This is a genomic window from Stenotrophomonas sp. Steno-Z2 (genome assembly GCF_056393235.1).
In genome coordinates this window covers 15,550-38,216 of record NZ_JBWJOY010000001.1, presented here as the reverse complement: position 1 = coordinate 38,216, position 22,667 = coordinate 15,550, and the positions used below count along the sequence as shown (strand labels likewise).

Genomic DNA, 22,667 nt, shown 5'->3' with positions numbered 1-22,667 from the left:
TGCTGCGCGCATCGCCCGTCGAGGGATGCGCCATGGCCCGTTTCGGCAGTTTCCGCGAGTTCTATCCGTACTACCTGGGCGAGCACCGCAACCGCACCTGCCGCCGGCTGCACGTGCTGGGCAGCAGCGCCGCCCTGCTGTGCCTGCTGGCGGCGCTGCTGACCGGGCGCTGGCCGTGGCTGCTGGCGGCCCTGGCCTGCGGCTACGGGTTCGCGTGGGTGGGGCACTGCTTCTTCGAGAAGAACCGCCCGGCCACGTTCAGCCACCCGCTGTATTCCTTCGCCGGCGACTGGGTGATGTTCGCCGATGTGCTGCGCGGCCGGTTGCCGTTCTAGCCTGCGCGGGCTGGCTATACTCGGGCCGGAACCCCGGTGAATCGAACTGACAAGGAGCGTACTGATGGGCGGCGGCTTTTTTCTCGCGTTGGTGGTGCTGGTGGGCGGTGCCATCGTCCTGTTCAAGACGGTGCGCATGGTGCCGCAGGGTTATGAATGGACGGTGGAGCGCTTCGGCCGCTATACCCACACCATGTCGCCCGGCCTGCACTTCCTGATCCCGGTGGTCTACGGCGTCGGCCGCAAGGTCAACATGATGGAGCAGGTGCTGGACGTGCCCAGCCAGGACGTCATCACCAAGGACAACGCGGTGGTGCGCGTGGACGGGGTGGTGTTCTTCCAGGTGCTGGACGCGGCCAAGGCCGCCTACGAGGTCGCCAACCTGGAGGTGGCGATGATCGCGCTGGTGCAGACCAACATCCGCACCGTGATCGGCTCGATGGACCTGGACGAATCGCTGAGCCAGCGCGAGACCATCAACGCGCAGCTGCTGAGCGTCGTCGACCACGCCACCAACCCGTGGGGGATCAAGGTCAACCGCATCGAGATCCGCGACATCCAGCCGCCGCGCGACCTGGTCGATTCGATGGCGCGGCAGATGAAGGCCGAGCGCGAGAAGCGCGCGCAGATCCTCGAGGCCGAGGGCCTGCGCCAGTCCGAGATCCTGCGCGCCGACGGCGAAAAGCAGGCCGCCGTGCTGGAGGCCGAGGGCCGCAAGGAAGCCGCGTTCCGCGACGCCGAGGCGCGCGAGCGCCTGGCCGAGGCCGAAGCCAAGGCCACGGCGATGGTGTCCGAGGCCATCGCCCAGGGCGACGTGCAGGCCATCAACTACTTCGTCGCGCAGAAATACGTGGAAGCCTTCAAGGAACTTGCGAGCTCGCCCAACCAGAAGCTGGTGCTGATGCCGATGGAAGCCAGCGGCGTGATCGGCTCCATCGCCGGCGTCGCCGAACTGGCGCGGGAGGCGTTCGCCAAACAGGAAGAACGCAAGGCATCGCCGTCGCGCGGCAACCCGCCGCCGCTGGGGCGCTGAGCCATGCGCTGGGAAGTGGTGGGCTGGGCGGCGCTGGCGGTGATCCTGTTCGCCGCCGAGGCGATGGCCCCGGGCGCGTTCATGCTGTGGATGGGCTTGGCCGCCACCGCCGTGTTCCTGGTGGTCTGGGCCTACGACGGGCTGGCCGTGCTGATGCAGGTGGTGCTGTTCGTCGTGCTCAGCTTCGTCTCGATCCAGGTCTACCGCACCTGGTTCCGCCGGCGCGCGCGGCCCAGCGAGCAGCCATTGCTCAACCGCCGCGCCGAGCAGTTGGTCGGGCGGGTGGTGGTGCTGGACCAGGCCATCGCCAACGGCGCCGGCCGGGCCAAGGTCGACGATGCGTTCTGGGTGGTGGCCGGCCCGGACCTGCCCGCCGGCAGCCACGTGCGCGTGGTCGCGGTGGATGGCATGACGCTGAAGGTGCAGCAGGCCTGAGGCGACGGCGGCGCGGTGCCCGCGCCGTCATGGGCTTTGCCCGCGGCCATCTGGGATAATGGCGCCTTTCCTCGCATGGAACGGCCATGACCCTGAAGACTCTCCTCAACGAAACCCACCGCGCGCTCGGCGCCAAGATGGTCGACTTCGGCGGCTGGGACATGCCGATCCACTACGGCTCGCAGATCGACGAGCACCACCTGGTGCGCCGCGCCGCCGGCATGTTCGACGTCAGCCACATGACCGTGGTCGACCTGAAGGGCGCGCGCAGCCGCGAGTTCCTGCGCCAGCTGCTGGCCAACTCGATCGACAAGCTCAAGGTCGCCGGCAAGGCGCTGTACTCGTGCATGCTCAATGCCGAAGGCGGGGTGATCGACGACCTGATCGTCTACTTCCTGGCCGACGATTTCTTCCGCATGGTGGTCAACGCCTCCACCCGCGAGAAGGACCTGGCCTGGATCCGCCAGCATGCCGCCGCCTTCGGCGTGGAAGTGGTCGAGCGCGAGGACCTGGCCATCGTCGCCGTGCAGGGGCCGCAGGCGCGCGCGCTGGTCGCCGGCCTGGTCGCCGACGCCGGCCGCGCCGCGCTGGACAGGCTCGGCCGCTTCGCCGCGCTGGACGTGACCTCGGTCGACGGCGTGCCGCTGTTCGTCGCGCGCACCGGCTACACCGGCGAGGACGGTTATGAAGTGCTGCTGCCGCAGACCGCGGTGGTCGCGTTCTGGAACGCGCTGCTGGCCGCGGGCGTGAAGCCGGCCGGCCTCGGCGCGCGCGACACGCTGCGCCTGGAGGCGGGCATGAACCTCTACGGCCAGGACATGGACGAGAGCGTCAGCCCGTACGAGGCCGCGCTGGCCTGGACCGTCGCCCTGGACGAGGGCCGCGATTTCATCGGCCGCGGCGTGCTGGAAGCGCAGAAGGCCGCCGGCAACGCGCGGCAGATGATCGGCCTGGTGATGGACGAGAAGGGCGTGCTGCGCCACGGCCAGAAGGTGCTTACCGCCAACGGCGAGGGCGAGATCCTGTCCGGCACGTTCTCGCCGACGCTGGGCAAGGCCATCGCCTTCGCCCGCGTGCCGGCCGGCGACATTCCGCTGGGGGCGGCGGGCAACGTGCGCGTGGACATCCGCGGCAAGGAAGTACCGGTGCGCGTGGTGAAGTTCCCGTTCGTGCGCGACGGCCAGGCCCAGCCCGGCATCGACGCCTGATCCGCCCCGCGGTCCGCTAAACTAGCCCCCCATCCCGTCCACCGTTTCTTCCGGAGCAGTTCCATGAGCGAGATCCCTGGCGACCTCAAATTCCTCAAGTCCCACGAATGGGCCCGCGTCGAAGGCAATGGCCGCGTCACCGTCGGCATTTCCGATCATGCGCAGGGCCTGCTGGGCGACCTGGTCTATGTCGAGCTGCCCGGCGTGGGCGACACGGTGCAGGCCGGCAACGCCGCCGCCGTGGTCGAGTCGGTCAAGGCCGCCTCCGACGTGTACAGCCCGGTCTCGGGCACCGTGGTCGAAGTCAACGAAGCCCTGGCCGACAAGCCGGAGACCATCAACGAGGACGCCTACGGCGAAGGCTGGCTGTTCGTCGTGGAGATGTCCGAGCCGGAGCAGGTGAACGAACTGCTCGGCCCGGACGACTACGCCGAGCTGCTGGAAAACGACGACCACTGATCCGGTCGCACAGGACGAACAGGACGGCCGCCCAGTGCGGCCGTTTCTGTTTCCGGCATCCGCGTCGCGGGCATCGCACTGCCGGGCCGGCGCCGAAGGTGCGTCCCGCCCGCCATGGCGATTGCCGGCGCGATGACGGCCGGCATCGATCGGTTCGGAAGCCGTCGCCGCCGGCGGATGAGTGCCGCGCACGATGGTCGAGCAGGGCGAGGAGGGTGACGCCTGGACGCCGTCGTCGCCGTTGTTCGGAAGGCCGCACCGGCTCGCGAAGGTGCGAAGTGTTTGCGCAAAACCTTCGTCGCGCCGCGCGAAAGTGCGATCGCGGAGGAGGGAATCCAGGAGCCGGCGACATTTTTTTTTCACGCGGCCGGAGCCGCGCCGCCGGCACGCGGTGCGCGCGCGAGGCGCAACGCCACGCAACGTCGCGCGCGCATGCCTCGAACGAATAGTGCTTTTTTTACGGTGTTTTCTGCACGCCTCGTCGTCACGTGCGCGTTGCGTGCGGCGTCCTGCGCCGATGCGGGCGTGGCGAGGACGGGCGCCGCCGCCGCGGTCGACGTGAAGCTTTCCAAAAAAAGTTGCGCGCGGGTAGTTGACAGTAAAAAAAACCGTGATTAGGTTTCGCCCAGCAGACCTTTGCTGCGGAAGCGAGTGAGCCGGATCAACATTCAGACGCGAAGCACAACCTGGACGTCCGCCACGCGCACAGATGGTGGAGTAGGAGTCGCTTCCTTCCGCGAAACACCCCCGAACAAGACATGGCACCCGTGGCGGGAATCGTTGCGGGTGTTTCTGTATCCGTCACGATGCGGTTGACGCATCGTCGGTCCTCCGCGATACACCGCGGATTTGCTTCAACTGGGCATTTCAATTCCATAGATCACTGACGAGGAGCCATCCAATGGCCACGAAGAAAGCTGCGAAGAAACCGGCCGCCAAGAAGGCGGTGAAGAAGGTCGCCAAGAAAGCTGCCGCCAAGAAGGCGGTGAAGAAGGTCGCCAAGAAGGCCACCGCGAAGAAGGCGGTGAAGAAGGTCGCCAAGAAGGCCGCCGCCAAGAAGGCGGTGAAGAAGGTCGCCAAGAAGGCCACCGCCAAGAAGGCGGTGAAGAAGGCGGCGAAGAAGGTTGCCAAGAAGTCCACCGCGAAGAAGGCGGTGAAGAAGGTCGCCAAGAAGGCCACCGTGAAGAAGGCGGTGAAGAAGGTCGCCAAGAAGGCCACCGCCAAGAAGGCGGTGAAGAAGACCGCGAAGAAGGCGGCTGCCAAGAAGCCGGCCGCCAAGAAGGTCGCTGCCAAGAAGAAGCCGGCTGCCCGCAAGAAGAAGGCGGCTCCGGTCGCGCTTCCGGCCACCCCGGCGCCGCTGATCTGATCCAGCGCTGAAGCTGTACCTGGAACTCCTTCCCCGACTGCCCAGCGGGGAGGGAGTTTTTTTATGCGCGTCTGTCGCCGGCGATCCGGCCGGCGTGGGCGAGGGGATTGCGCTGTTCGAGGGAAGGCCGGGCGGGCGATGACGGCGGTGACGGTGTGCACCGCCTGCAGGGCGTCCGCGGCAGGGTGCGGGAGCGCATCGACTCCGTTGATCCGCCTGCTCCATCTGCTGGCGCTGGTGGTCCAGCGCTTTCGTCGCAGCGATACGTCCCCCGTCCCTGCGGCCGCCTGTCCGGCGCCCGCACATGAAAGCGGGACAGCCGTACCCACGGCGAAGCCGCCGGAAGGGGCACACAAGGATGCGCCATGAAAAAACGGCAGGACAGCCGTACTCACGGCGAAGCCACCCGAAGGGGAGCGCACAGGGAGGTGCGCCATGAAAAAGGCGGCCGAAGCCGCCTTGCCAGAAGTCTTCCCGGCGCCGGGTCAGCGCGGGGAGGCGGTGGCGCGGTCGGAGGACACGCCTTTCCTGCCGCGCGGCGCATTGGCCGGCGCGTCCTCGGCCATCAGGTTGTCGCTGCCGAAGTCGGTGTCCACGTCCAGCCAGCGCTGCGTCGGCAGGCCGATGGCGCGGTCGAGGATGGTCGGCATCAATCCGCTGGGCACGCTGCTCTCGCCGTTCCACAACACCGCGATGCCGAGGTCGCGCTCGGGCACCAGCGCGACCAGGCCGCGATAGCCCTGCACCGCGCCGGCATGGAACACCACGGTGTGGCCGGCGTAATCGAACACGCGCCAGCCCAGCGCGTAGCCGGCCGAGTCCAGCCGCTCGCGGCGCCAGCCCGAGCGCATCTCGCCCGGCGTGTTGACCAGCGGCGCATGCAGGGTGGCCAGCAGCGGCGCCGGCAGCACGTCGGGGCGGTGCCCGGTGTGCGCCAGCAGCCATTGCGCCATGTCGCTGGCACTGGCATTGACGCCGGCGGCCGGGGCGACGCGGTAGTAGGTGGGCTTGGGCGACAGCGACACCCAGCCGTTGCGGCTGCGCACGTGCGGGCGCGCCCAGCGCGGACTGGCCTGGATGCCGGCCAGTCCGAGGCTGGCGTCGTTCATGCCCAGCGGCTTGAAGATGCGGCGTTCGACCGCCTGCTCGTAGAAGCTGCCGGAGGCGGCGTAGACCACGTCGCCGATCAGGCTGAAGGCGACGTTCTGGTAGGCATAGCAGTCGCCCGGCTCGCACTTGAGCGGCGCGCTGGCGAGCTTGCGGGTCAGCGTGTAGTAATCGGCGTTAGCCTCGATGTCGCGGTCGTAGGCGTTGTACGGCAGGCCGACGCGGTGGCTCAGCACGTCGGCCACGGTCAGCCGGCCGGTCGCCTCGGGCGTGGCCAGCTGAAAGCCGGGCACGTAGTCGGTGACCTTGCTGTCCCAGCGCAGGGTGCCGTCGTTGACCAGCAGCCCGGCCATGGTGCCGGCGAAGGCCTTGGACAGCGAGGCGAGGCGAAACACGGTATGCGCGTCCACCGGCTGCGGGTTGCCGATGTCGGTGACGCCGAAGCCGCGCGCGGACAGGACGCGGCCGTTCTGCACGATCGCCATGGCCAGGCCGGGCACGCGGTTGCCGTAGGTGAGCTGTTCGGCCATCGATTCGATGGCGGCGACGTTGAAGCCTTCCGGCAGCGCCTGCACCTGGTCCGGTCGCAGCGCGACCCGGTAGGGCATCGGCTGCGTCGGCGACGGCGCCGGCGCGTTTTCCAGGTTCACCGGCAACCGCGGCGTCGATTCCGGCAGCGGCTGCGGTGCGGTGGGCGTCTGGGCGGTGGTCGACAGCGCGAAGGGCATCAACACACCGAGCAATCCCGATGCCACCGGACGGAAATGCCGGCGCCTGCTGTTCTGTTTCATCGTGATCGATGCCTGCTTGCTAAGGCTGTCGGCGATTCTAGCGCCGCTTTTCCCGATTGCACAAACAAGAGCAAGATGAATGGGCATCGCGTTGATATTGCTGATTTTTGTCCTTGCACCCGCAGCCGCGACCCGCAGCGGCCGGAGACCGTGGCCGATTCGTCGCGATGGGCCGCCCCGGTGCTGCCGGCGATGCGGCGGGAGATCGGGGCCGGGCATTCCCTGTGCGCACTGGCGATGTTGCAGTGCATCGGATACCTTGCGCGCTTCGTTGCAACGGAAGACAGGCCGATGCGGTCGGGTCAGGGCAGGGTTCGGACGGGCGAGTGGCTGGCGGTCGCGCTGTCCTTCGCCTATTTCTTTTGCGTGCTGGCCGCGTACTACGTGATCCGCCCGCTGCGCGAGCAGCTGGCCGCGGCCGTCGGCTCGACCCAGCTGCCGTGGTTCTACGGCGCCACCTTCATCGGCACCCTGCTGCTGTCGCCGCTGTTCGGCGCACTGGTCACGCGCTGGCCGCGCCGGGTGGTGATGCCGGTGGTCTACGTGTTTTTCATCGCCTGCCTGATCGGCTTCGTGCCGCTGTTCGCCTGGCCGGACTTGCTGGCGCCGAAGACGCTGGGCGTGATGTTCTTCGTCTGGGTCAGCGTGTTCAACCTGTTCGTGGTGTCGGTGTTCTGGAGCTTCATGTCCGACATCTGGGACAGCGAGCAGTCGCGGCGACTGTTCCCGGTCATCGCGGTGGCCGGCACGATAGGCGCGGTCACCGGGCCGATGCTGACCCGCACGCTGGTCGGCGTGATCGGCGTGGCGCCGCTGCTCGTGGTATCGGCGGCGCTGCTCTGCCTGGCGCTCGGCTGCGTGGTCGCGCTGGGGCGCTGGGCGCGGCGGCATGGCGCGCGCCGCCACGAGCCCGGGCACGAGGCGGCGGTCGGCGGTGGCATGTTCGACGGCCTCAAGCAGGTGTTCGCCGATCCCTTCATCCGCAACATGTCGATCCTGCTGCTGCTGGCCGACGGCATCGGCACGGTGAACTACGCGCTGGTGACCGACTATTCGGGCGCCACTTTCACCGATGCGGTGGCGCGTACCCGCTTCGCCGCCAACATCGACCTGGCCGGCAACGTGCTGACCGCCATCACCCAGCTCACCCTGACCCGCTGGCTGCTGCCGCGGAAGGGGCCGGGCATCGTGATCATGATCTGGGCGCTGGTCAGCGTCTGCGCGCTGTCGCTGGTGCTGTTCGCGCCCGATCCGCACGCGCCGCTGCTGCTGGGCATGCCGGCGGTGGCGATCGCGCTGGTCGTCAGCCGTGGCCTGGCTTACGGCATGGCCGAGCCGGCGCGGCACAGCCTGTACACGCGCGTGCCGCGCAACGTGCGCTACAAGGGCCAGAACGCGGTGGATACGGCGGTGTGGCGTTTCGGCGACATGACCATCGCCCTGGGCATGAACGGGCTGCGCCTGCTGGGCGTGGGCGCTGCCGGTTTTGCCGGCGTCAGCGCGACCGCGGCGGTGATCGCCGCCAGCATCGGCTGGCACCTGTCGCGCCGCCCCGAAGGCGTGTCTGCGCCAGAGGCGTCGCCACCCCGCTGAGCAGGCGCAGGGCGCGCGGCTCGACGGCGCGTCTCAGGCCAGCCACAGCGGCACGGCATGCAGCGCCGCGCCCAGCGTGAACAAGGCGCTCAACAGGTGCACGCGCCAGTCGTGGATGCGCAGGAACACGCACTGCTCCACGCCACGGCCCACCCAGAACAGCGCGATGAATCCCAGCAGCGCCCGTCCCAGCGGCGTGGCGGCCAGCTCACCGCCGAAGGCCAGCGCCAGCGCGCCCATGCCCAGGAAGACGTAGACCAGGCGCAGGTTGAGGATCTGCATGATCGCGCGGTTGGCCGGGCTGTTGCGGGCGAGGTCGCGTTTCCAGTCGAACAGTTTCCAGAACGCCAGGTGGAAGGCCGCAAAGCCCAGGCTGTGCACGCCGCCCAGGCGCACCAGCAGTCCGGCGGTGTCCATGGCTCACCCGTCGCCGCGGCGCGGCGACACCCACATCGCGATGCGCGCGACGAACACCTCGGTGCCGGCGGCGTCGCTGATGCCGACCCGTACCGGCAGTTCGTAACCGGCCGTGGCGCTGGCGATGGGCCGTTCCGGCACGGCCACCGCCTTCAGCGTGCCGCGGGCCCTGGCCTGGTAGCGCACGTCCATGCCCTTGGGAATCCAGCGCATGTCGGCCGGCAACGACGCGTCGGTCATCAGCCCGGCGGTCAGTTCGGCCAGGTTGCACAGCGCGATCGCATGCACGGTGCCGATGTGGTTGCGCACCTTGCGGCGGTCGGCCAGCGTGCCTTCGCAGCGGCCGGCCTCGAGCAGGGTGATGCGCGGGGAGATGCTGGCGAAGTAGGGCGCCTTGAAGCACACCGCGCGGGTGAACAGCCAGCGGCCGCCGGGCCAGCGCGACAGGCGCCGGTAGAGCGGGAGCAGGGGAGCGGTCATGGCTTCCTCCGGAAAGGAAACGGCGGGCAGTGCCCGCCGTTTCCGGTTGCAGGATGGCTGCCTGGACTCAGGCAACCTGCGCGGGCCGCTGGCCCCCGCGGTCGTAGTACGAGGCCGCGCGCAGCTCGTGCGGTTCGAAGTCGTCCACGGTGATGGTGTCCAGGGTGATCGCGCGCAGTTCTTCCAGCAGGGTGCGCTCGTCCTGGGTGATGACGCCTTCGGCCACGGCTTCGTCCAGCTGCGCGGGGAAGGTGAGCGCCTCGATGCCCTTGGTCTTGAGTGCCTTGAGGAACTTGCGTTCCACCGGCTCGGCCATGACCGCCTTGGTCAGGTAGCTGGCGATGCGGCCGCCCGGGTTGTTCTCGCACGGGGTCAGGAACACGCCCTGCGCCAGGCGGTCGCGGGCCTCGTTGGGCGACATCAGGGTGGCGGCCACGCGGCGGCTCAGGCGGTCGCCCGGCGCTTCGGCGCGGCGGCCGAACGGGAAGATCAGCGCCCACATCAGCCAGCCCACCGGGCGGATCGGGAAGTTGCGCAACGCCGCCGACAGCGACTCCTCGATGCGGTGCACGCTGTCATGGAAGGCCCAGGCCAGCAGCGGCTGGTCGGTGGCCGGCGCGCCCTCGTCGTGGTAGCGCTTGAGCATCGCGCTGGTCATGTAGATGTGGCTGAGCACGTCGCCCAGGCGGCCGGACAGCGATTCCTTGAACTTGAGCTTGCCGCCCAAGGTCATCATCGAGATGTCGGCCATCAGCGCCAGGTTGGCCGAGTAGCGGTCGAGCTTGCGGAAGTAGCGGCGGGTGTAGGCATCGCCCGGCGCGGCGCCGAAGCGCGCGCCGGTCAGGCCGAACCAGAACGAACGCACGGCATTGGAGATGCCGAAGCGCACATGGCCGAACAGCGCCTGGTCGAACTCGCGCAGGCCGGTCTTGCGGTCTTCGTCCTGCGCGGCCTTCATTTCCTTCAGCACCCACGGATGGCACAGGATCGCGCCCTGGCCGAAGATCAGCAGGCTGCGGGTCATGATGTTGGCGCCTTCCACGGTGATCGCGATGGGCGCGGCCTGCCAGCTGCGGCCGGCGAAATTGCGTGGGCCCAGGATGATGCCCTTGCCGCCGATGATGTCCATCATGTCGCTGATGCACTCGCGGCTCATGTTGGTGCAGTGGTACTTGGCGATGGCCGACGGCACCGACGGCACGTCGCCGCGGTCCACCGCCGCGGCCGTGGCCTGCGACAGCGCGCTGATCTTGTAGGCCTTGCCGCCGATGCGGGCCAAGGCTTCCTCCACGCCCTCGAAGCGGCCGACCGACAGGCCGAACTGCTTGCGGATGCGCGCATAGGCGCCGGTGATGACCGCGCCGGCCTTGGCGCCGCCCGAGGCGGTGGACGGCAGGGTGATCGAACGGCCGACCGCCAGGCACTCGTTGAGCATGTTCCAGCCCAGGCCGCGCTTCTCCGGGCCGCCGATGATCTGGCTGAGCGGGATGAACACGTCCTTGCCGCGGATCGGGCCGTTCTGGAACGGCGAGTTCAGCGGGAAGTGCCGGCGGCCGATCTCCACGCCGGCGGTGTCGCGCGGCAGCAGCGCCAGGGTGATGCCGATGTCCTTGGTGTCGCCGAGCAGGCCGTCCGGGTCGTACATGCGGAACGCCATGCCGATCAGCGTGGCCACCGGCGCCAGGGTGATGTAGCGCTTGTCGAAGGTCAGCTTCAGGCCCAGCACCTCCTCGCCGTTCCACGTGCCCCTGCAGACGATGCCGAAGTCGGGGATGGAGGTGGCGTCGGAGCCGGCGAACGGGCCGGTCAGGCCGAAGCACGGCACTTCGATGCCTTCGGCCAGGCGCGGCAGGTAATAGTCCTTCTGCTCCTGCGTGCCGTAGTGGTTGAGCAGCTCACCCGGGCCCAGCGAGTTGGGCACGCCGACTGTGGAACTGACCACGCTGGAAATCGAGGCCAGCTTCTGGATCACCTTGTGGTGCGCCAGCGCCGAGAACCCCAGGCCGCCGTACTGCTTGGGAATGATCATGCCGAAGAACTTGTTCTTCTTGATGAAGTCCCACAGCTCCGGCGGCAGGTCGGCATGGACGTGGGTGATTTCCCAGTCGTTGACCATCCGGCACAGCTCTTCGACCGGGCCGTCGAGGAAGGCCTGCTCTTCGGCGGTGAGCTGGGGCTTGGGATAGTTCAGCAGCTTCTGCCAGTCCGGGTCGCCGGTGAACAGTTCGCCCTCGAAGCCGACCGAGCCGGTTTCCAGCGCGATGCGCTCGGTCTTGGACAGCGGCGGCAGCACCTTGCGGAACACGCCCATGAACGGCGAGGTAATCAGCGGCTTGCGCAGGAACGGCAGCAGCACCAGCGCGCTGACCAGCGCCAGGATCGCCGCGGCGACCACGACTGCGGTCTGGTTGACGCCGGCGAACCAGCAGATGCCCAGCAGCACGGCGCCGATCACCGTCCAAGTGACCAGCCGCATGCGGTGATAGGCGACGAAGGCACCTGCCAGCAGCAGGGCCAGGAAGGGAACGACAATGCTCATGGACTTGCTCCGGTAACGTGCTCGGTACGGGCGGACGCTGCGGCGGAAGCCGGGGGGAGTGCGTCCAGATAGTTCAACACGGCGGCGGTAAACGCGTCGTTGTCATCGCCTGCCACCATATGCGTGGCGTCGGGCAGATGCACGTGTTGCGCATGCGGCACCAGCGCCAGGAACTCGGCCACCGTCTGCGGCGTGACCAGGTCGCTGCGGCCACCGCTGACCAGCAGCAGCGGGCATTCGACGCGGCGCGCGGCCTCGGCGATGGCCTCCTGGTGCTGCTCGCTGTCGCGCGCCAGCTCTTCCACCAGGCGCGGGTCCCAATGCCAGCTCCAGCGGCCGTCCGCGGTGGGGCGCAGCAGGGCGCGCAGCGCGTCCTCGCTCTTGCGCGGGCGGTGCGGCAGGTAGGCGGCGATGCTGTCGGCGGCTGCTTCCAGCGAGGCGAAACCTTCCGGATGCGCGCTCATGAAGGCCAGGATGCGCTCGACGCCGCGGGTTTCCCAGCGCGGGGTGATGTCCACCAGCACCATCGCCGCGAACAGCCCGGGCCAGCGCGCCTCGGCCATCAGCCCGAACAGCCCGCCCATCGACGCGGCCACCAGCACCGGCGGACGCGGCAGTTCGCCGGCGACGACGATCAGGTCATCGGTGAACTGTTCGCCGTGATATGGCAGATCAACTGGATTCCAGTCCGAGCCGCCGTGGCCGCGCGCATCGTAGGCCAGCGTGGCATGGCCGGCCGCATGCAACGCCGCGGCGGTTGCCGTCCATGCGCCGCGGGTCTGGCCGAAACCATGCGCGAACAGGATCGGCGGCTTGCTTCCGGGGGTCTTCGATGCGGCCAGTCCGATGCCATGGGCACCTTCCAGCCGAATGTCTTGCGCGTGCATGCGAGGTCACAGAGATGGAACCGTACCCGATGGTATGGATTCGCAGCCACGCCTGTCAATACTGATGGGTATGGACTGGAATGCCTTGTCGGCCGCGGCTTTGGCCGGCATCCACGGTGCTGTCGCGCGGGCCGATGGCGCGACGCATACTGCAACCAGTCCCCGCCGTATGGTTAAATCAGGCGATGAACGAATCTTCAGCTTCCCCGGCGGAAACCCGCGGTACACGCAACAGCCGCCTCAGTGCGGACGACTGGGCCCAGGCGGCCCTGGACCTGATCGCGGAGCAGGGTGTCGGCGCCGTCGCGGTGGAGCCGCTGGCCCGCCGCCTCGGCGTCACCAAGGGCAGCTTCTACTGGCATTTCCCCTCGCGCGACGCCCTGCTGCAGGCCGCGCTGGAGCGCTGGGAACTGGTCGAGCAGCAGCAGGTGTTCGGCAGCCTGGAGGAAGTGCCCGATCCACGCACGCGCCTGCGCGCGCTGTTCCAGCTCGTCGCCCACGAGGTGACGCCGCACGTCATCTACAGCGAACTGCTCAAGGCGCTGGACAACCCCTTGGTGCGCCCGGTGATCGACCGCGTCTCGCAGCGCCGCCTGGACTACCTGATGGCCTCGTTCCGCCAGGCCGGCCTGAGCTCCACCGACGCCCGCCACCGCGCGCGCCTGGCCTACGCGGCCTACGTCGGCTTCCTGCAGCTGTCCCTGCAGCTGCAGCAGCCGAAACAGGCGCGCGAGGAATTTGAGTCCTACGTCGAGCACGTGATCGAGACGCTGATTCCGAACGGATGAGTGCGGCACGCCGCCTTTGCCGGAAGGGGGGTCCCTGGCCTCAGCGGATTGGAACAACGTCGAAGGCGATGCTGATCCTTGGGGATGGCCCCTGGTAGGCCACAGTGTTGTGGAAAAAGTAGGAAGGGAAGGTCACCAGCCGGCCGGATGCCGGGATTACCCGGTGATCGAGATCAGGCCGCTGCAGGGGAAGCCCTTCTTGCGGATGACCGAACAACAGGTTGCCCGCCGCGGGGGCGCTGGGCTGGCCGGCGTCGACATAGAACACCCCGCTGAGCCAGCCGGCAGGATGGATATGCGGCGTCTGGTGCCCGCCCTGTTCGAGCACGGTGATCCAGGATTGCAGCCGCCAGCGCTTCGGCATTGCCTGCATCCAGGGGTGGTCAGCGAGTGATGTGGACCTCGACAGCACCTGCATCCTTGATTCGACTGCCTGCAGCAGACGCTGCTCGAAACGCTGCAGCACGCGGTTCTGCGAGAGATCCAGCATCGGGCTTTGCCGCCCGAGCGAGGTGGAGCGCCCGGCGGGTTCCCATATCAGCCCGCCGTGCGAAAGCGACAGCTCGCGCAGGGCGTCCAGATCGATCGTCGACTCGGCCAGCGCTTCATCGCTGCCAAGAAGGTGGGGGTAGTCCATCAGGCGCTCGGCCAGTAGCTGGTCCCCCAGTTCCTTCGCTGTCATGTAGAGGCCTGCCAGCGCGGTCTGGTCGGCCGGGTCGAGCCCGAGCACGCGACGGTAAAGCGCATCGGCCTGCGCGACCTTGCCCAGCGACAGCAGGCACAGGGCATAGTCGGTCAGGGCCGCGGGATCGGACGGGGACGCGGACAGCACCCGCTGGTGGACCTCGGCGGCCTCATGCACCTGGCCGGTGTCGCGCAGCGCGTTGGCAAGGCCGCGCAGAATGACCGGATCATCGCCGCGCAGGCGGTCGGCCCTCTGGAGGCTGTCCAGGGCGGCCTGCGCGCGGCCGGAACGCGCATGGATGAGCCCGATGTTGGTCCAGGTATCGGCATCGGAGGGATCGATCCGGCTGAGCAGCTCGAAATCCGACAACGCCTCTTCCATCCGTTCCATCCGGAAGAGCACCAGCCCGCGATTGAACAGCAGCGGGGGTACCTGGGGCGCGGCCTGCAGCGCGATGTCGAAGTCATGGATCGCCTGCAGGTTGCGGTTGGCGGCCGCGTGCAGCATGCCGCGCAGATAGCGCCGCTCCGGATCGTAGGGCATGGCCGCCAATGCCTGGTTCAACGCTGCCATCGCGGCCTCGCCCCGTCCCTGGCGGATCAGGCCGCGGATATGTTCGGTGCTGGCGACATGGTCGGGCATTGGCGATCTGCGGGTGGAAGATCAATGGTTCAGCTGCTGGAGCACGGCGGCTTCGATGGCAGCGGCCACGCGGCGTGGGTCGAACAGACCACGGTCCATGGCTTGCCGGTGCAGGCGTTGCCGGCACGCGGACAACAGGGCTGGGGACCGTGCCAGGCGCACGGCGGAGTCGACATAGTCATCCACGTCGCGGCAGACCAGCTCGTCCATGCCGAGGAAACGATTGATGCTGGCACCCAGCCGGGCCAGCGGCTCCTGTCCCTCGAGGCACAGCAGCGGCAGGTCGTTGCCGATCGCATGGATCGCGGTGGCACCGGCCTGGTACCGGAAGGCATCGAGAAACAGGTCGCAGCTTGCAGCGCGATCAGCTTGTTCTTCGATATCGACCTTGTCGACCAGGTGCAGCCGTTCCAGGGAGCCACCCCATGATTTCCATCGCTGCAGGAAGCCGGCGCGGGCTGCCGGCGGCAGATACACCATCAGGTGGGCCTCGCCGGCCTGGGCGAGGATGCGGCTCCAGCTGTGGATCAGTGCGGGGCACAGCTTGTAGGTGTTGTTGAAACTGGCCAGCACCACGGCATCGTCGGGCAATCCGAAGCGGGCACGGTCGCGCATGCCCCGGCGCACGGGCGAGGCGGGGAACAACGAACCTGGCAACCGGATCCGCTTGTCGTCGTAGGGCCATTCCGCGCCAGCGGGCTGGATGTTCGAGTCCAGCAGCAGCCCGTCCAGCCATGGTGCCTGTTGGCCATGGATGAAGCCCAGCCATCCCCATTGCACCGGTGCCGGTCGTCTGGCCAGTACGGCCGGGCGTGCCCCGAGGGTGAAGCCGGTCATGTCGATCAGCACGTCGATGCCCGCCTGTGCGATGTGTCCGGCAAGCGCCTCGTCGTCCAGCTGGGATGCATCCACGAAACTGTCGAATCCCCTGACGACATCGGGTTCGATATCGCAGGACGGCGCCAGGGAGTAGCCGAGCACTTCGAAACGAGCACGATCGTGGGCCGCGAAGTGATCACGGACCAGTGTGCCGATTGCATGTTCGCCCAGGTCGGCGGACAAATAGCCGATCCTGATCCGGCGCCCTGCGCCAAGGGTCTCGTGCCGGTTTCGTGCCTGTACAACGTGGACCGAGCCCGCAATCGCGTGGCTGTAGCGCTGGATGGATCCGGCTTTCAGCTCTGTCGGAACATCCAAGGTGGAAAGCAGGAAAGGCTCCGGCTCGATACCCGTACCTCCACCAGCCAGCAGCCTGCCAAGCGAACGGACGCTCGACGCTTCGGCGTCGTGCAGACAGAGCATCGCCTGGCAATGCGCAAGTTGAGCCAATACGTCGGCACGGGCCGGCATCATGCGATGGGCTGTTTCCAGATCCCGCAGTGCCACCTCCGTACGGCCAGCCATCGCATGGCAAAGCGCGATATTGAGGATCTCGGTCGGCTGCTGGGCCGAAGCATGTCGATAGGCCTGGATTGCTTCATCCCAGCGACGTTGCGCCTGCAGCGACTCGCCGAGGTAATGCCAGGCTTCGCCCAGTCCCGGCTCCAGCGCGACTGCACGACGCAGCGGCACTTCCGCAGCCGTCGTCGCTCCCATAGCAACCATCAGGCTGCCCAGCAGCAGCCATCCCACCGCATTGCGCGGGTCGCGGGCCGTGATTTCGCGTGATGCTTCGAGCGCGCGCTGATGCTGCGCGGTTGCACGCAGGCAGAGCGCGAGGATCGTGAGCAGCTCTCCGTCCGCTCTGTTCAGAAGCCCCTCCTGGTCGAGCAGGAGGGCCGCCTCTGCTTCGTTCCCGGATTGCATCAGCAGCACCGCGAAATCCCGTCGGAGCGAAAGGTCGTCGGGAGAGGCGTCGAGTGCCTTCCGATAGGCCGGCGCCGCTGCTTCGAACTGGCCGGCGGCGTGAAGCCCACGGGCCCGGTCGGCTTCATTCATGGCCAATCACCAGCGTCCAGCCCATGGGCATCGCATTCTGGTAAAGCAGCTTCCCGGTTCGAACAGGGAGGCCGGTTTCGCCGAACAGACGGGCCACGTCCTGCAGGGCTGTCGGATCGAGTGCCGCGTCCAGCATGAGTTCCAGCCTTGCATGCTCGTCCTGGGCCCAGGCGCGCAGCGAACCTACCGCAATGTCCGCGTCATCGGGGCTGTTCCAGGGATGCTGGAGCATGCGCCCCAGTTCTTGTGCCAGTGTCTGCAGAACCCTGGCATCGGGCGCATGCTCGATCCTTTCCATCAACAGGGTAGCGGCTTCGTTGAAGGCCGCGCGTGCGGATTCGGCCAGTGGATCAAGCTGCAGCCGACTGCGCATTTCAGCGTCTTTGGCGCCTGCCAGGTATTGCAGCAGACTTCGAGCGGTGTCGAATATGCGGCTTTCCCGCAGCAGCCAGGTGCACGCCTCAGCCTGGCTGCGACTGACCCTGTGGATGACGGAGTCATCGCTGTGGAGGACCATTGCGGCATGACCATCCTTGCCGATCACGCGCAGGATCTCGCGCGCCGCGCGCTCGCGGGGCGCGTACTCGAATGCGAACTGCGAGCAGACAAGATCCACGGAGCCATCGGCGAACGGCAGTTCGGTCATCGACGTATTGGGGTGGAAGTGGATGTCTCCGTATCGGCCTGCCGCCTCGCCGGCTACGCCGGGTGGGTCGATGTCGGCCAGGTCCACGCCGTGTATCTGCCAATGTTCTCCACGGCGGCCAGCGGTGGAGTGCGCCAACAACGGAATCGCCCCGTTCCCCGTGCCGACGTCCACGAGCGTGGCGCCATCACGCAGTGAGGCGAAACGCAGCTGCCAGAAGCGTGCAACCTCATCGTCGTAGTTGCCGGATATGCCGGTTGCGCAGGAATGCAGAACGCCGGTCCTCCACAGGCGCGTCCACGGTACCGCGGTCGATGGATGGACTGGCGCTTCGTGCATCTGCCGGCTATCGAAAAGTCAGGAGGACAGCTTGCGCGAGGCCTGGCGGCAGTTCAAGGCCAGGTTGCTCGTTGACCCACATTCCATGCGGTCCGGAAGGTAAAAGAACGGCCCGCCGAAGCGGGCCGTTCCAGATCACGCGTTCTGATCAGGCGATCAGAAGTTCTGCTCGTAACGCAGGTACGGGGTGCGGCCCCAAATGTTGTACAGCGAGTTGTTGTAGTGCGGGAAGCCCAGAGCCGTGGTGAACTGCGGCATCTTGTTGGCGACGTTGCGCACACCCAGCGTCACGCGGCCGTTCCACGGCAGGGCGACACTGGTCTGCACGTCGACGGTGGTCTGCGAGCTGAACGTAGTGGCCTTGGTGCCGTTGCTGTGGCTGGAGATGTAGTTGCCGATCACGTTGGCCGACCAGTCACCCCTGTTCCAGCCCAGGCCCAGCTGGCCACGGTCCTTCGGGTAGCCGAACTTGCCTGCGCGCTCCTGGGTGGCACCTGCGCCTGCCGGAGTGAAGTTGAACTCCAGGGTATGCGACCAGGCCAGCTTGGTGCTCAGGGTGCCGAAGTTGCCGACGTCGTAGCGGTAGTTGAACTCGAAGTCCAGGCCGCGCGAGGTCTGCATCGCGCCGTTGTCGATCGGCAGGTAGATCAGGTTGGCAGCGCCCGGCAGGGTGGTGCCGGTCGGGGTGGTGATGTCGGCACCGCGGACGACGCCGTAGGCCGGGCGGCCTTCATCGCCATAACGGAACGCCAGCGCGCGCGGAACGGTCGCGATGATGTTCTTGATCTCGATGTCGTAGTAATCCAGCGCCATCGACAGCGATTCGGACGGGCTCCACACCACGCCCAGACCCCAGTTCTGGGATTCTTCCGGCTTCAGCAGCTTGTTCGAAGTCTGCAGCCAGGTGAACTGGTCAGAGGTGCTGCAGGGGTTGAACGGGTACGGCTGGTAGGTCGCGTTGCCGGAGGATGCGCGGTAGGCGGCCAGGGCCTTGCAGGCCAGTTCGTCACCGCCGGCATGCGGGATGGTGACGTCCGACGGCGAGCTCAGGTTGGTCGACGAAGCGGAGCCGTGCAGGTCGGACAGGGTCGGGGCACGGAAGCCCTTGCCCCAAGAGCCGCGGACCAGCAGCGATTCGATCGGACGGAACTCCAGCGAGGCGCGCGGCGAGAACTTGCTGCCGACGTCGCTGTAGTCGTCGTAACGGCCGGCGAGGGTCAGGTTCAGGCTTTCCAGCAGCGGGAACAGCGCTTCGAAGTAGAGCGCGCCGTAGTTGCGGTCGCCGCGGGTACCGGCACCGGCCGAACCGAACACATTGCCTGCGGCGCTCTGGGCGTCGTAGACCTGCTTCAGCGCGTCTTCGCGGTACTCGAAACCGGTGACGAAGCCGACCGGGCGGTCACCGATGTTGAACAGGTCGAACGAAATGTTGCCATCGACGCCCTTGGTGGTGTTGACCGACTCGACATACACGGTGTGGCCGATCTTGCCAGCCGCAGCCTTCACGCTGGGGTGGGTCGGATCGAACGGGTTGAAGCTGCCGGAATCGATCAGCTGCTGCAGGGTGCTGCCGATGCCGTAGTTCAGGCCGACACTGGACTGCGCCGAGGTGCCATGGTTGACAGCAACTTCCCAGTCAGCGCCGCCGAACAGGTCCAGATTGCCGCGCAGGCCCAGGGTGTAGTCGCGCAGGGTGTCCTTGCGGTGCGTGTCACGGGTGCCCAGCGGGGTGAAGCGGTAATACAGGGTGCCGGCCACACCGAACGGGTTGAACGGGTTGTTGGCGGCGATGGTCGGCAGGATGCCCGGGCCGCGGCCCGAGTTGTCGACCGGAGCCGATGCATACACGCCCAGGCTCTTGGTTTCCGAGGTCAGCCCGCGGAAGAACATGGTGGTGTTGTCGGTGATGTTGTAGTTGCCGTTGACCAGCAGGGCATTACGGCGCAGCGAGGATTCGTTGGCCGAAGTGGCGCCGTGGTCGAAGCCGCAGCTGTTCGGGCCGGTGCGGATGCTGTTCTCGAAGGTGTCGCAGTTGGCGACGCTTTGCAGGCCGTTCGGGGTCAGCAGTCCGGCCGAGGAGTTGTAGGCACTGGTCGGCCAGGGCAGGCCGGCGCCGGTGACCAGGTTCTTGATCTCGCGGTTGTACATCATCTGGCGTTCCTGGAAATCCAGGACGAAGGTGATGTTGCCGCGATCGGAACTGATGCCGGCCGATGCGCTGCCGGTGGTGCCGGCCGGGCCGACCTTCGGGCTCTCGTAACCGAGCTGGATGTTGGCGCCTTCGTAGTCCTTGCGGGTGATGATGTTGACCACGCCGCCGATCGCATCGGAGCCATACACCGCGCCGGCGCCTTCGCGCAGGATTTCGATGCGCTCGATCGCCGAGGTCGGAATCATGTTGATGTTGGCCGCGCCGCCGGCCAGGGCGCCGGACGGAGTGATGCGGCGGCCATCCAGCAGCACCAGCGTATAGGCCGAACCCAGACCGCGCATGCTGACGGTCGCCTGCGAGCCGGTCGCCGAGCCAGAGGACTCGCGGGTCGAGCCGAAGGAGTTGTAGACATTGTTGCGCAGGAAGTCGGCGACCGAAATTTCACCAGCGGCTTCCATCTCCACGCGGGAGATCACCGTGACCGGGTTCGGGCCTTCGACGTCGGTGCGCTTGATGCGCGAGCCGGTGACTTCGATGCGATCAAGGCTGGTGGGGGCGCTGTCCTGGGCGAAGGCCGCGCCGGTGGTGCCGGCCGAGGCCATCAGCGCCAGCACGACCGCGTCGCGCAGCTTGTTGGACTTGCAATACATGGGCTCTCTCTCCAAGTGATCTTGGTTGTGTGGAATGGCCTGCGCACGGAGCCAAAACGTGGTTCCAAATTTGCGAGGCTGTCCCGATAGTACTTGCCTCTTTCTGAAAATTAAAGCTTCGTTAAGAAGTTGGTTGGATTCGGTGAAATCGGCCGACGGATATGCTGCGACCGCAACAAAAAACGCCTCCTTGCGGAGGCGTTCGACTGACTGCGAATGGCTTGATCCCCGCAGGTCTCAAAGATCCTGCTCGTACCGGACGTAGGGGATCGCCCCCTCGTCATTGCTCTCGTTGCGCGGGGAGAACGGGTTCTTGCCGCGGGTGATCACGTTCTCGGCGCCCACGGTGAGCTGGCCGCTCCATGGGGTGCGCCAGGTCAGGCCGAGGCCGATGCCTTCCCACTTGCCGGCCTGGCCGGGGGCGTCGACCACGCGGCCGATGATGTTGGCGCTGAAGGGGCCGTAGCCGCCGCCGATGCTCAGGCTCTTGCTGTCCCACTGGTCGACGAGGGCGGGCGAGGCGTCGCTCAGCGGCACCAGGCGGGCCTTGGCGTAGGTGCCGCCGATGGAGACGAAGCCTTCGCGGCCGATGTTCTTCTGGCCGAAGACGGTCAGGTCGTTCTGCTCCATGCGCGCGGCAGGCGCGCGGGGAGTGCCGGAAAGCCAGGCCGGCAGGGTGTCGCGGCCGGTGCCGGCGCTCAGGCCGACGCGCCCGCCGGGACGGTTGAAGGCGGTGGTCGCGGACAGGTGGCGGCCGCTGCCGGCATCGTCATCGTCGCCCAGGCTGGCGAGCATGCAGTGGCTGGCCAGCCCGCTGATGCTGCTGCCGCGGCTGCTGTTGCACAGCAGGCCAAGCGAATCGCCGGACGAGAGCCCGAAGGCGGCATCCAGCGAGTTGCGGCCGAAGTGCCAGCGCGCGCCGGCGATCTGTTCGCCGGTGGGCTCCAGGTACAGCAGCGCCTCGACCTTGCCGCTGCCCTTGTTCCAGACCGGCAGCACGGTGCTGTCCGGGGTGGCGCGCGGCCTGGCCTGCGCATGCGCGCCCGTGGCCACCCCAAGGGCGATCAGCATGGCTAGCGGCAGGCGCAGGAAGGCGTTCATGGACTCAATCAGACAGGGCCAAGGCCGGGGAGTTCCCGGCGCGTGAGGTTCTGATCGTATGTTGTTTATGTTTTCTTAACAAGACTCCGTCCTCCCCGGAACGCAGCTCGTCGATGCCGTTACTGCAGCCGCTCTGGAGCGGCCTGGCTGGCTGGTGTAGCTGCGAACAATACGCCGAATTCGGTCAAAGGGAAGTGATATTCGCGCCCGCAGAACTCGCAGCGCACGTCCACCTGGCCGGTGTCGGCGGCCGCGGCGCGGGCTTCTTCCTCGCCCAGCGACTGCAGCATGCCGATCACCCGCTCCCGCGAGCAGGAGCAGCCGAAACGCAGCGGCTTGTCGCCCAGGATCTCCGGGCGTTCTTCATGGAACAGGCGGTGCAGCAGCTCGGGGCCGGCCACGGCCAGCAGTTCGTCGCGGCCGAGCGTGTCGAACAGCGCGCCCGCGCGGGCCCAGCCGTCGTCGTCGCCCTGGTCGCCGGGGAGCTTCTGCAGCAGCAGGCCGGCGGCACGCTCGCCGTCGGCGGCCAGCAGCAGGCGCGTGGGCAGCTGCTCGGAATGGCGGAAGTAGTCCTCGAACGCTTCGTCCAGGCTGCTGCCCTGCAGCGACACCAGGCTCTGGTAACGCTGCGGCTCGCGCGGGTCCAGGCCCGGATTCTCGATGGTGATGGCCAGCAGGGCGCCCTCGCCGAGCCGGGACAGGTCGGCCGGGGCGTCCTGGCCTTCCTCGACCTGGGCGATGCCGCGCAGGGTGCCGGCGGAGGTGCATTCGGCGAACAGGGTGCGCAGCGGCGAGCTGCTGCGCAGCTGGACCGACAGCCGCCCGTCGATCTTGATGTGGCCGGTGAACAGGGCCGAGGCGACGCAGGCCTCGCCCAGCAGGCGCTGGGCCGAGGGCCGGTAGCCGCCGTGGGACAGGATTTCGCGCCAGCTTTCGGAGAGCTGGACATGGACGCCGCGCACGCCGGCCTCGGGCAGGAGGAAGCGGACAAGGAGGTCGGACGTTTCGGTCATCATGGGAATCTGCACGTAGGAGGACGCCGGTGCCGGATAATGCACCGATGTCGGGATTCATGG

Annotated in this window: 20 protein-coding genes; 9 read left to right on the top strand and 11 right to left on the bottom strand. The window is 67.5% G+C overall.

The genetic code is table 11. From position 1 onward, the window contains the following. The first annotated feature begins 32 nt into the window (after positions 1 to 32). The 7 genes from AC06FP_RS00160 to AC06FP_RS00130 all read left to right on the top strand — a co-directional run bounded on the left by AC06FP_RS00160 (position 33) and on the right by AC06FP_RS00130 (position 4,836). On the top strand, positions 33 to 335 hold the full coding sequence (locus tag AC06FP_RS00160) for an Mpo1-like protein (protein WP_456116786.1): 303 nt from the start codon (positions 33 to 35) through the stop codon (positions 333 to 335). Between the two features lie 64 nt (positions 336 to 399). Then, positions 400 to 1,368, top strand: a complete 969-nt coding sequence (locus AC06FP_RS00155) for an SPFH domain-containing protein (RefSeq protein ID WP_478074049.1) — start codon at positions 400 to 402, stop codon at positions 1,366 to 1,368. 3 nt (positions 1,369 to 1,371) lie between these two features. Next, the gene (locus tag AC06FP_RS00150) at positions 1,372 to 1,803 is read left to right on the top strand and encodes an NfeD family protein (RefSeq protein ID WP_456116784.1); all 432 of its coding nucleotides are present in this window, start codon (positions 1,372 to 1,374) and stop codon (positions 1,801 to 1,803) included. An 86-nt stretch (positions 1,804 to 1,889) separates the two neighbouring features. Continuing rightward, positions 1,890 to 3,011, top strand: coding sequence for a glycine cleavage system aminomethyltransferase GcvT (gene gcvT, locus AC06FP_RS00145; protein ID WP_478074048.1), 1,122 nt, complete (start codon positions 1,890 to 1,892; stop codon positions 3,009 to 3,011). Between the two features lie 63 nt (positions 3,012 to 3,074). Then, the gene (gene gcvH, locus AC06FP_RS00140) at positions 3,075 to 3,470 is read left to right on the top strand and encodes a glycine cleavage system protein GcvH (protein WP_456116782.1); all 396 of its coding nucleotides are present in this window, start codon (positions 3,075 to 3,077) and stop codon (positions 3,468 to 3,470) included. 282 nt (positions 3,471 to 3,752) lie between these two features. Beyond that, positions 3,753 to 4,088, top strand: a complete 336-nt coding sequence (locus tag AC06FP_RS00135) for a hypothetical protein (protein ID WP_478074047.1) — start codon at positions 3,753 to 3,755, stop codon at positions 4,086 to 4,088. Positions 4,089 to 4,371: 283 nt separating this feature from the next. Next, positions 4,372 to 4,836 carry a hypothetical protein gene (locus tag AC06FP_RS00130; protein ID WP_478074046.1) on the top strand — a complete coding sequence of 155 codons (465 nt, stop codon included), beginning with the start codon at positions 4,372 to 4,374 and terminating at the stop codon, positions 4,834 to 4,836. Between the two features lie 485 nt (positions 4,837 to 5,321). On the opposite strand, the gene AC06FP_RS00125 is transcribed toward AC06FP_RS00130, so the two are convergent. Further along, positions 5,322 to 6,734 carry a serine hydrolase domain-containing protein gene (locus tag AC06FP_RS00125; protein ID WP_456116780.1) on the bottom strand — a complete coding sequence of 471 codons (1,413 nt, stop codon included), beginning with the start codon at positions 6,732 to 6,734 and terminating at the stop codon, positions 5,322 to 5,324. A gap of 291 nt (positions 6,735 to 7,025) precedes the next feature. Between AC06FP_RS00125 and AC06FP_RS00120 the strand changes: the two genes are divergently transcribed. Next, positions 7,026 to 8,327: an NTP/NDP exchange transporter gene (locus AC06FP_RS00120; protein ID WP_478074045.1), complete on the top strand. Its 1,302-nt coding sequence runs from the start codon at positions 7,026 to 7,028 to the stop codon at positions 8,325 to 8,327. 33 nt (positions 8,328 to 8,360) lie between these two features. Here the strand turns inward: AC06FP_RS00120 and AC06FP_RS00115 are convergent, their stop codons facing one another. The 4 genes from AC06FP_RS00115 to AC06FP_RS00100 form a co-directional block, all read right to left on the bottom strand. Next, entirely contained in the window at positions 8,361 to 8,744 is a 384-nt protein-coding gene (locus AC06FP_RS00115) for a hypothetical protein (protein WP_478074044.1), read from the bottom strand. A gap of 3 nt (positions 8,745 to 8,747) precedes the next feature. Beyond that, positions 8,748 to 9,224 carry a hotdog fold domain-containing protein gene (locus tag AC06FP_RS00110; RefSeq protein ID WP_478074043.1) on the bottom strand — a complete coding sequence of 159 codons (477 nt, stop codon included), beginning with the start codon at positions 9,222 to 9,224 and terminating at the stop codon, positions 8,748 to 8,750. A 67-nt stretch (positions 9,225 to 9,291) separates the two neighbouring features. After that, on the bottom strand, positions 9,292 to 11,763 hold the full coding sequence (locus AC06FP_RS00105; protein WP_478074042.1) for an acyl-CoA dehydrogenase: 2,472 nt from the start codon (positions 11,761 to 11,763) through the stop codon (positions 9,292 to 9,294). Then, positions 11,760 to 12,650, bottom strand: coding sequence for an alpha/beta fold hydrolase (locus tag AC06FP_RS00100; RefSeq protein ID WP_456116775.1), 891 nt, complete (start codon positions 12,648 to 12,650; stop codon positions 11,760 to 11,762). The genes AC06FP_RS00105 and AC06FP_RS00100 overlap by 4 nt, the downstream gene beginning before the upstream one ends. 185 nt (positions 12,651 to 12,835) lie before the next feature. On the opposite strand from AC06FP_RS00100, the gene AC06FP_RS00095 reads away from it, so the two are divergent. Then, positions 12,836 to 13,438, top strand: a complete 603-nt coding sequence (locus tag AC06FP_RS00095) for a TetR/AcrR family transcriptional regulator (protein ID WP_456116774.1) — start codon at positions 12,836 to 12,838, stop codon at positions 13,436 to 13,438. A 40-nt stretch (positions 13,439 to 13,478) separates the two neighbouring features. Here the strand turns inward: AC06FP_RS00095 and AC06FP_RS00090 are convergent, their stop codons facing one another. The 6 genes from AC06FP_RS00090 to hslO form a co-directional block, all read right to left on the bottom strand. Beyond that, positions 13,479 to 14,765, bottom strand: a complete 1,287-nt coding sequence (locus AC06FP_RS00090) for a putative 2OG-Fe(II) oxygenase (RefSeq protein WP_478074041.1) — start codon at positions 14,763 to 14,765, stop codon at positions 13,479 to 13,481. A gap of 21 nt (positions 14,766 to 14,786) precedes the next feature. Further along, on the bottom strand, positions 14,787 to 16,703 hold the full coding sequence (locus AC06FP_RS00085; RefSeq protein ID WP_478074040.1) for an O-linked N-acetylglucosamine transferase, SPINDLY family protein: 1,917 nt from the start codon (positions 16,701 to 16,703) through the stop codon (positions 14,787 to 14,789). Then, positions 16,696 to 17,688, bottom strand: a complete 993-nt coding sequence (locus tag AC06FP_RS00080; RefSeq protein ID WP_478074039.1) for a class I SAM-dependent methyltransferase — start codon at positions 17,686 to 17,688, stop codon at positions 16,696 to 16,698. Before AC06FP_RS00080 ends, AC06FP_RS00085 begins: the two co-directional genes overlap by 8 nt. Before the next feature lie 156 nt (positions 17,689 to 17,844). Continuing rightward, on the bottom strand, positions 17,845 to 20,490 hold the full coding sequence (locus tag AC06FP_RS00075; protein ID WP_478074038.1) for a TonB-dependent receptor plug domain-containing protein: 2,646 nt from the start codon (positions 20,488 to 20,490) through the stop codon (positions 17,845 to 17,847). 237 nt (positions 20,491 to 20,727) lie between these two features. Beyond that, positions 20,728 to 21,591 (bottom strand): XOO1806 family protein, encoded by an 864-nt coding sequence (locus tag AC06FP_RS00070; protein ID WP_478074037.1) that lies wholly within the window; start codon positions 21,589 to 21,591, stop codon positions 20,728 to 20,730. A gap of 119 nt (positions 21,592 to 21,710) precedes the next feature. Continuing rightward, on the bottom strand, positions 21,711 to 22,604 hold the full coding sequence (gene hslO / locus AC06FP_RS00065) for an Hsp33 family molecular chaperone HslO (protein WP_478074036.1): 894 nt from the start codon (positions 22,602 to 22,604) through the stop codon (positions 21,711 to 21,713). Between the last annotated feature and the right edge of the window lie 63 nt (positions 22,605 to 22,667).

Coding starts and splice junctions, on each gene's coding strand:
- AC06FP_RS00070 (WP_478074037.1), bottom strand. CDS start 21,591: ATGAACGCCTTCCTGCGCCTGCCGCTAGCCATGCTGATCGCCCTTGGG.
- AC06FP_RS00150 (WP_456116784.1), top strand. CDS start 1,372: ATGCGCTGGGAAGTGGTGGGCTGGGCGGCGCTGGCGGTGATCCTGTTC.
- AC06FP_RS00125 (WP_456116780.1), bottom strand. CDS start 6,734: ATGAAACAGAACAGCAGGCGCCGGCATTTCCGTCCGGTGGCATCGGGA.
- AC06FP_RS00100 (WP_456116775.1), bottom strand. CDS start 12,650: ATGCACGCGCAAGACATTCGGCTGGAAGGTGCCCATGGCATCGGACTG.
- AC06FP_RS00160 (WP_456116786.1), top strand. CDS start 33: ATGGCCCGTTTCGGCAGTTTCCGCGAGTTCTATCCGTACTACCTGGGC.
- AC06FP_RS00120 (WP_478074045.1), top strand. CDS start 7,026: ATGCGGTCGGGTCAGGGCAGGGTTCGGACGGGCGAGTGGCTGGCGGTC.
- AC06FP_RS00095 (WP_456116774.1), top strand. CDS start 12,836: ATGAACGAATCTTCAGCTTCCCCGGCGGAAACCCGCGGTACACGCAAC.
- AC06FP_RS00110 (WP_478074043.1), bottom strand. CDS start 9,224: ATGACCGCTCCCCTGCTCCCGCTCTACCGGCGCCTGTCGCGCTGGCCC.
- gcvH (WP_456116782.1), top strand. CDS start 3,075: ATGAGCGAGATCCCTGGCGACCTCAAATTCCTCAAGTCCCACGAATGG.
- AC06FP_RS00115 (WP_478074044.1), bottom strand. CDS start 8,744: ATGGACACCGCCGGACTGCTGGTGCGCCTGGGCGGCGTGCACAGCCTG.
- AC06FP_RS00130 (WP_478074046.1), top strand. CDS start 4,372: ATGGCCACGAAGAAAGCTGCGAAGAAACCGGCCGCCAAGAAGGCGGTG.
- AC06FP_RS00105 (WP_478074042.1), bottom strand. CDS start 11,763: ATGAGCATTGTCGTTCCCTTCCTGGCCCTGCTGCTGGCAGGTGCCTTC.
- AC06FP_RS00155 (WP_478074049.1), top strand. CDS start 400: ATGGGCGGCGGCTTTTTTCTCGCGTTGGTGGTGCTGGTGGGCGGTGCC.
- AC06FP_RS00075 (WP_478074038.1), bottom strand. CDS start 20,490: ATGTATTGCAAGTCCAACAAGCTGCGCGACGCGGTCGTGCTGGCGCTG.
- hslO (WP_478074036.1), bottom strand. CDS start 22,604: ATGACCGAAACGTCCGACCTCCTTGTCCGCTTCCTCCTGCCCGAGGCC.
- AC06FP_RS00090 (WP_478074041.1), bottom strand. CDS start 14,765: ATGCCCGACCATGTCGCCAGCACCGAACATATCCGCGGCCTGATCCGC.
- gcvT (WP_478074048.1), top strand. CDS start 1,890: ATGACCCTGAAGACTCTCCTCAACGAAACCCACCGCGCGCTCGGCGCC.
- AC06FP_RS00085 (WP_478074040.1), bottom strand. CDS start 16,703: ATGAATGAAGCCGACCGGGCCCGTGGGCTTCACGCCGCCGGCCAGTTC.
- AC06FP_RS00080 (WP_478074039.1), bottom strand. CDS start 17,688: ATGCACGAAGCGCCAGTCCATCCATCGACCGCGGTACCGTGGACGCGC.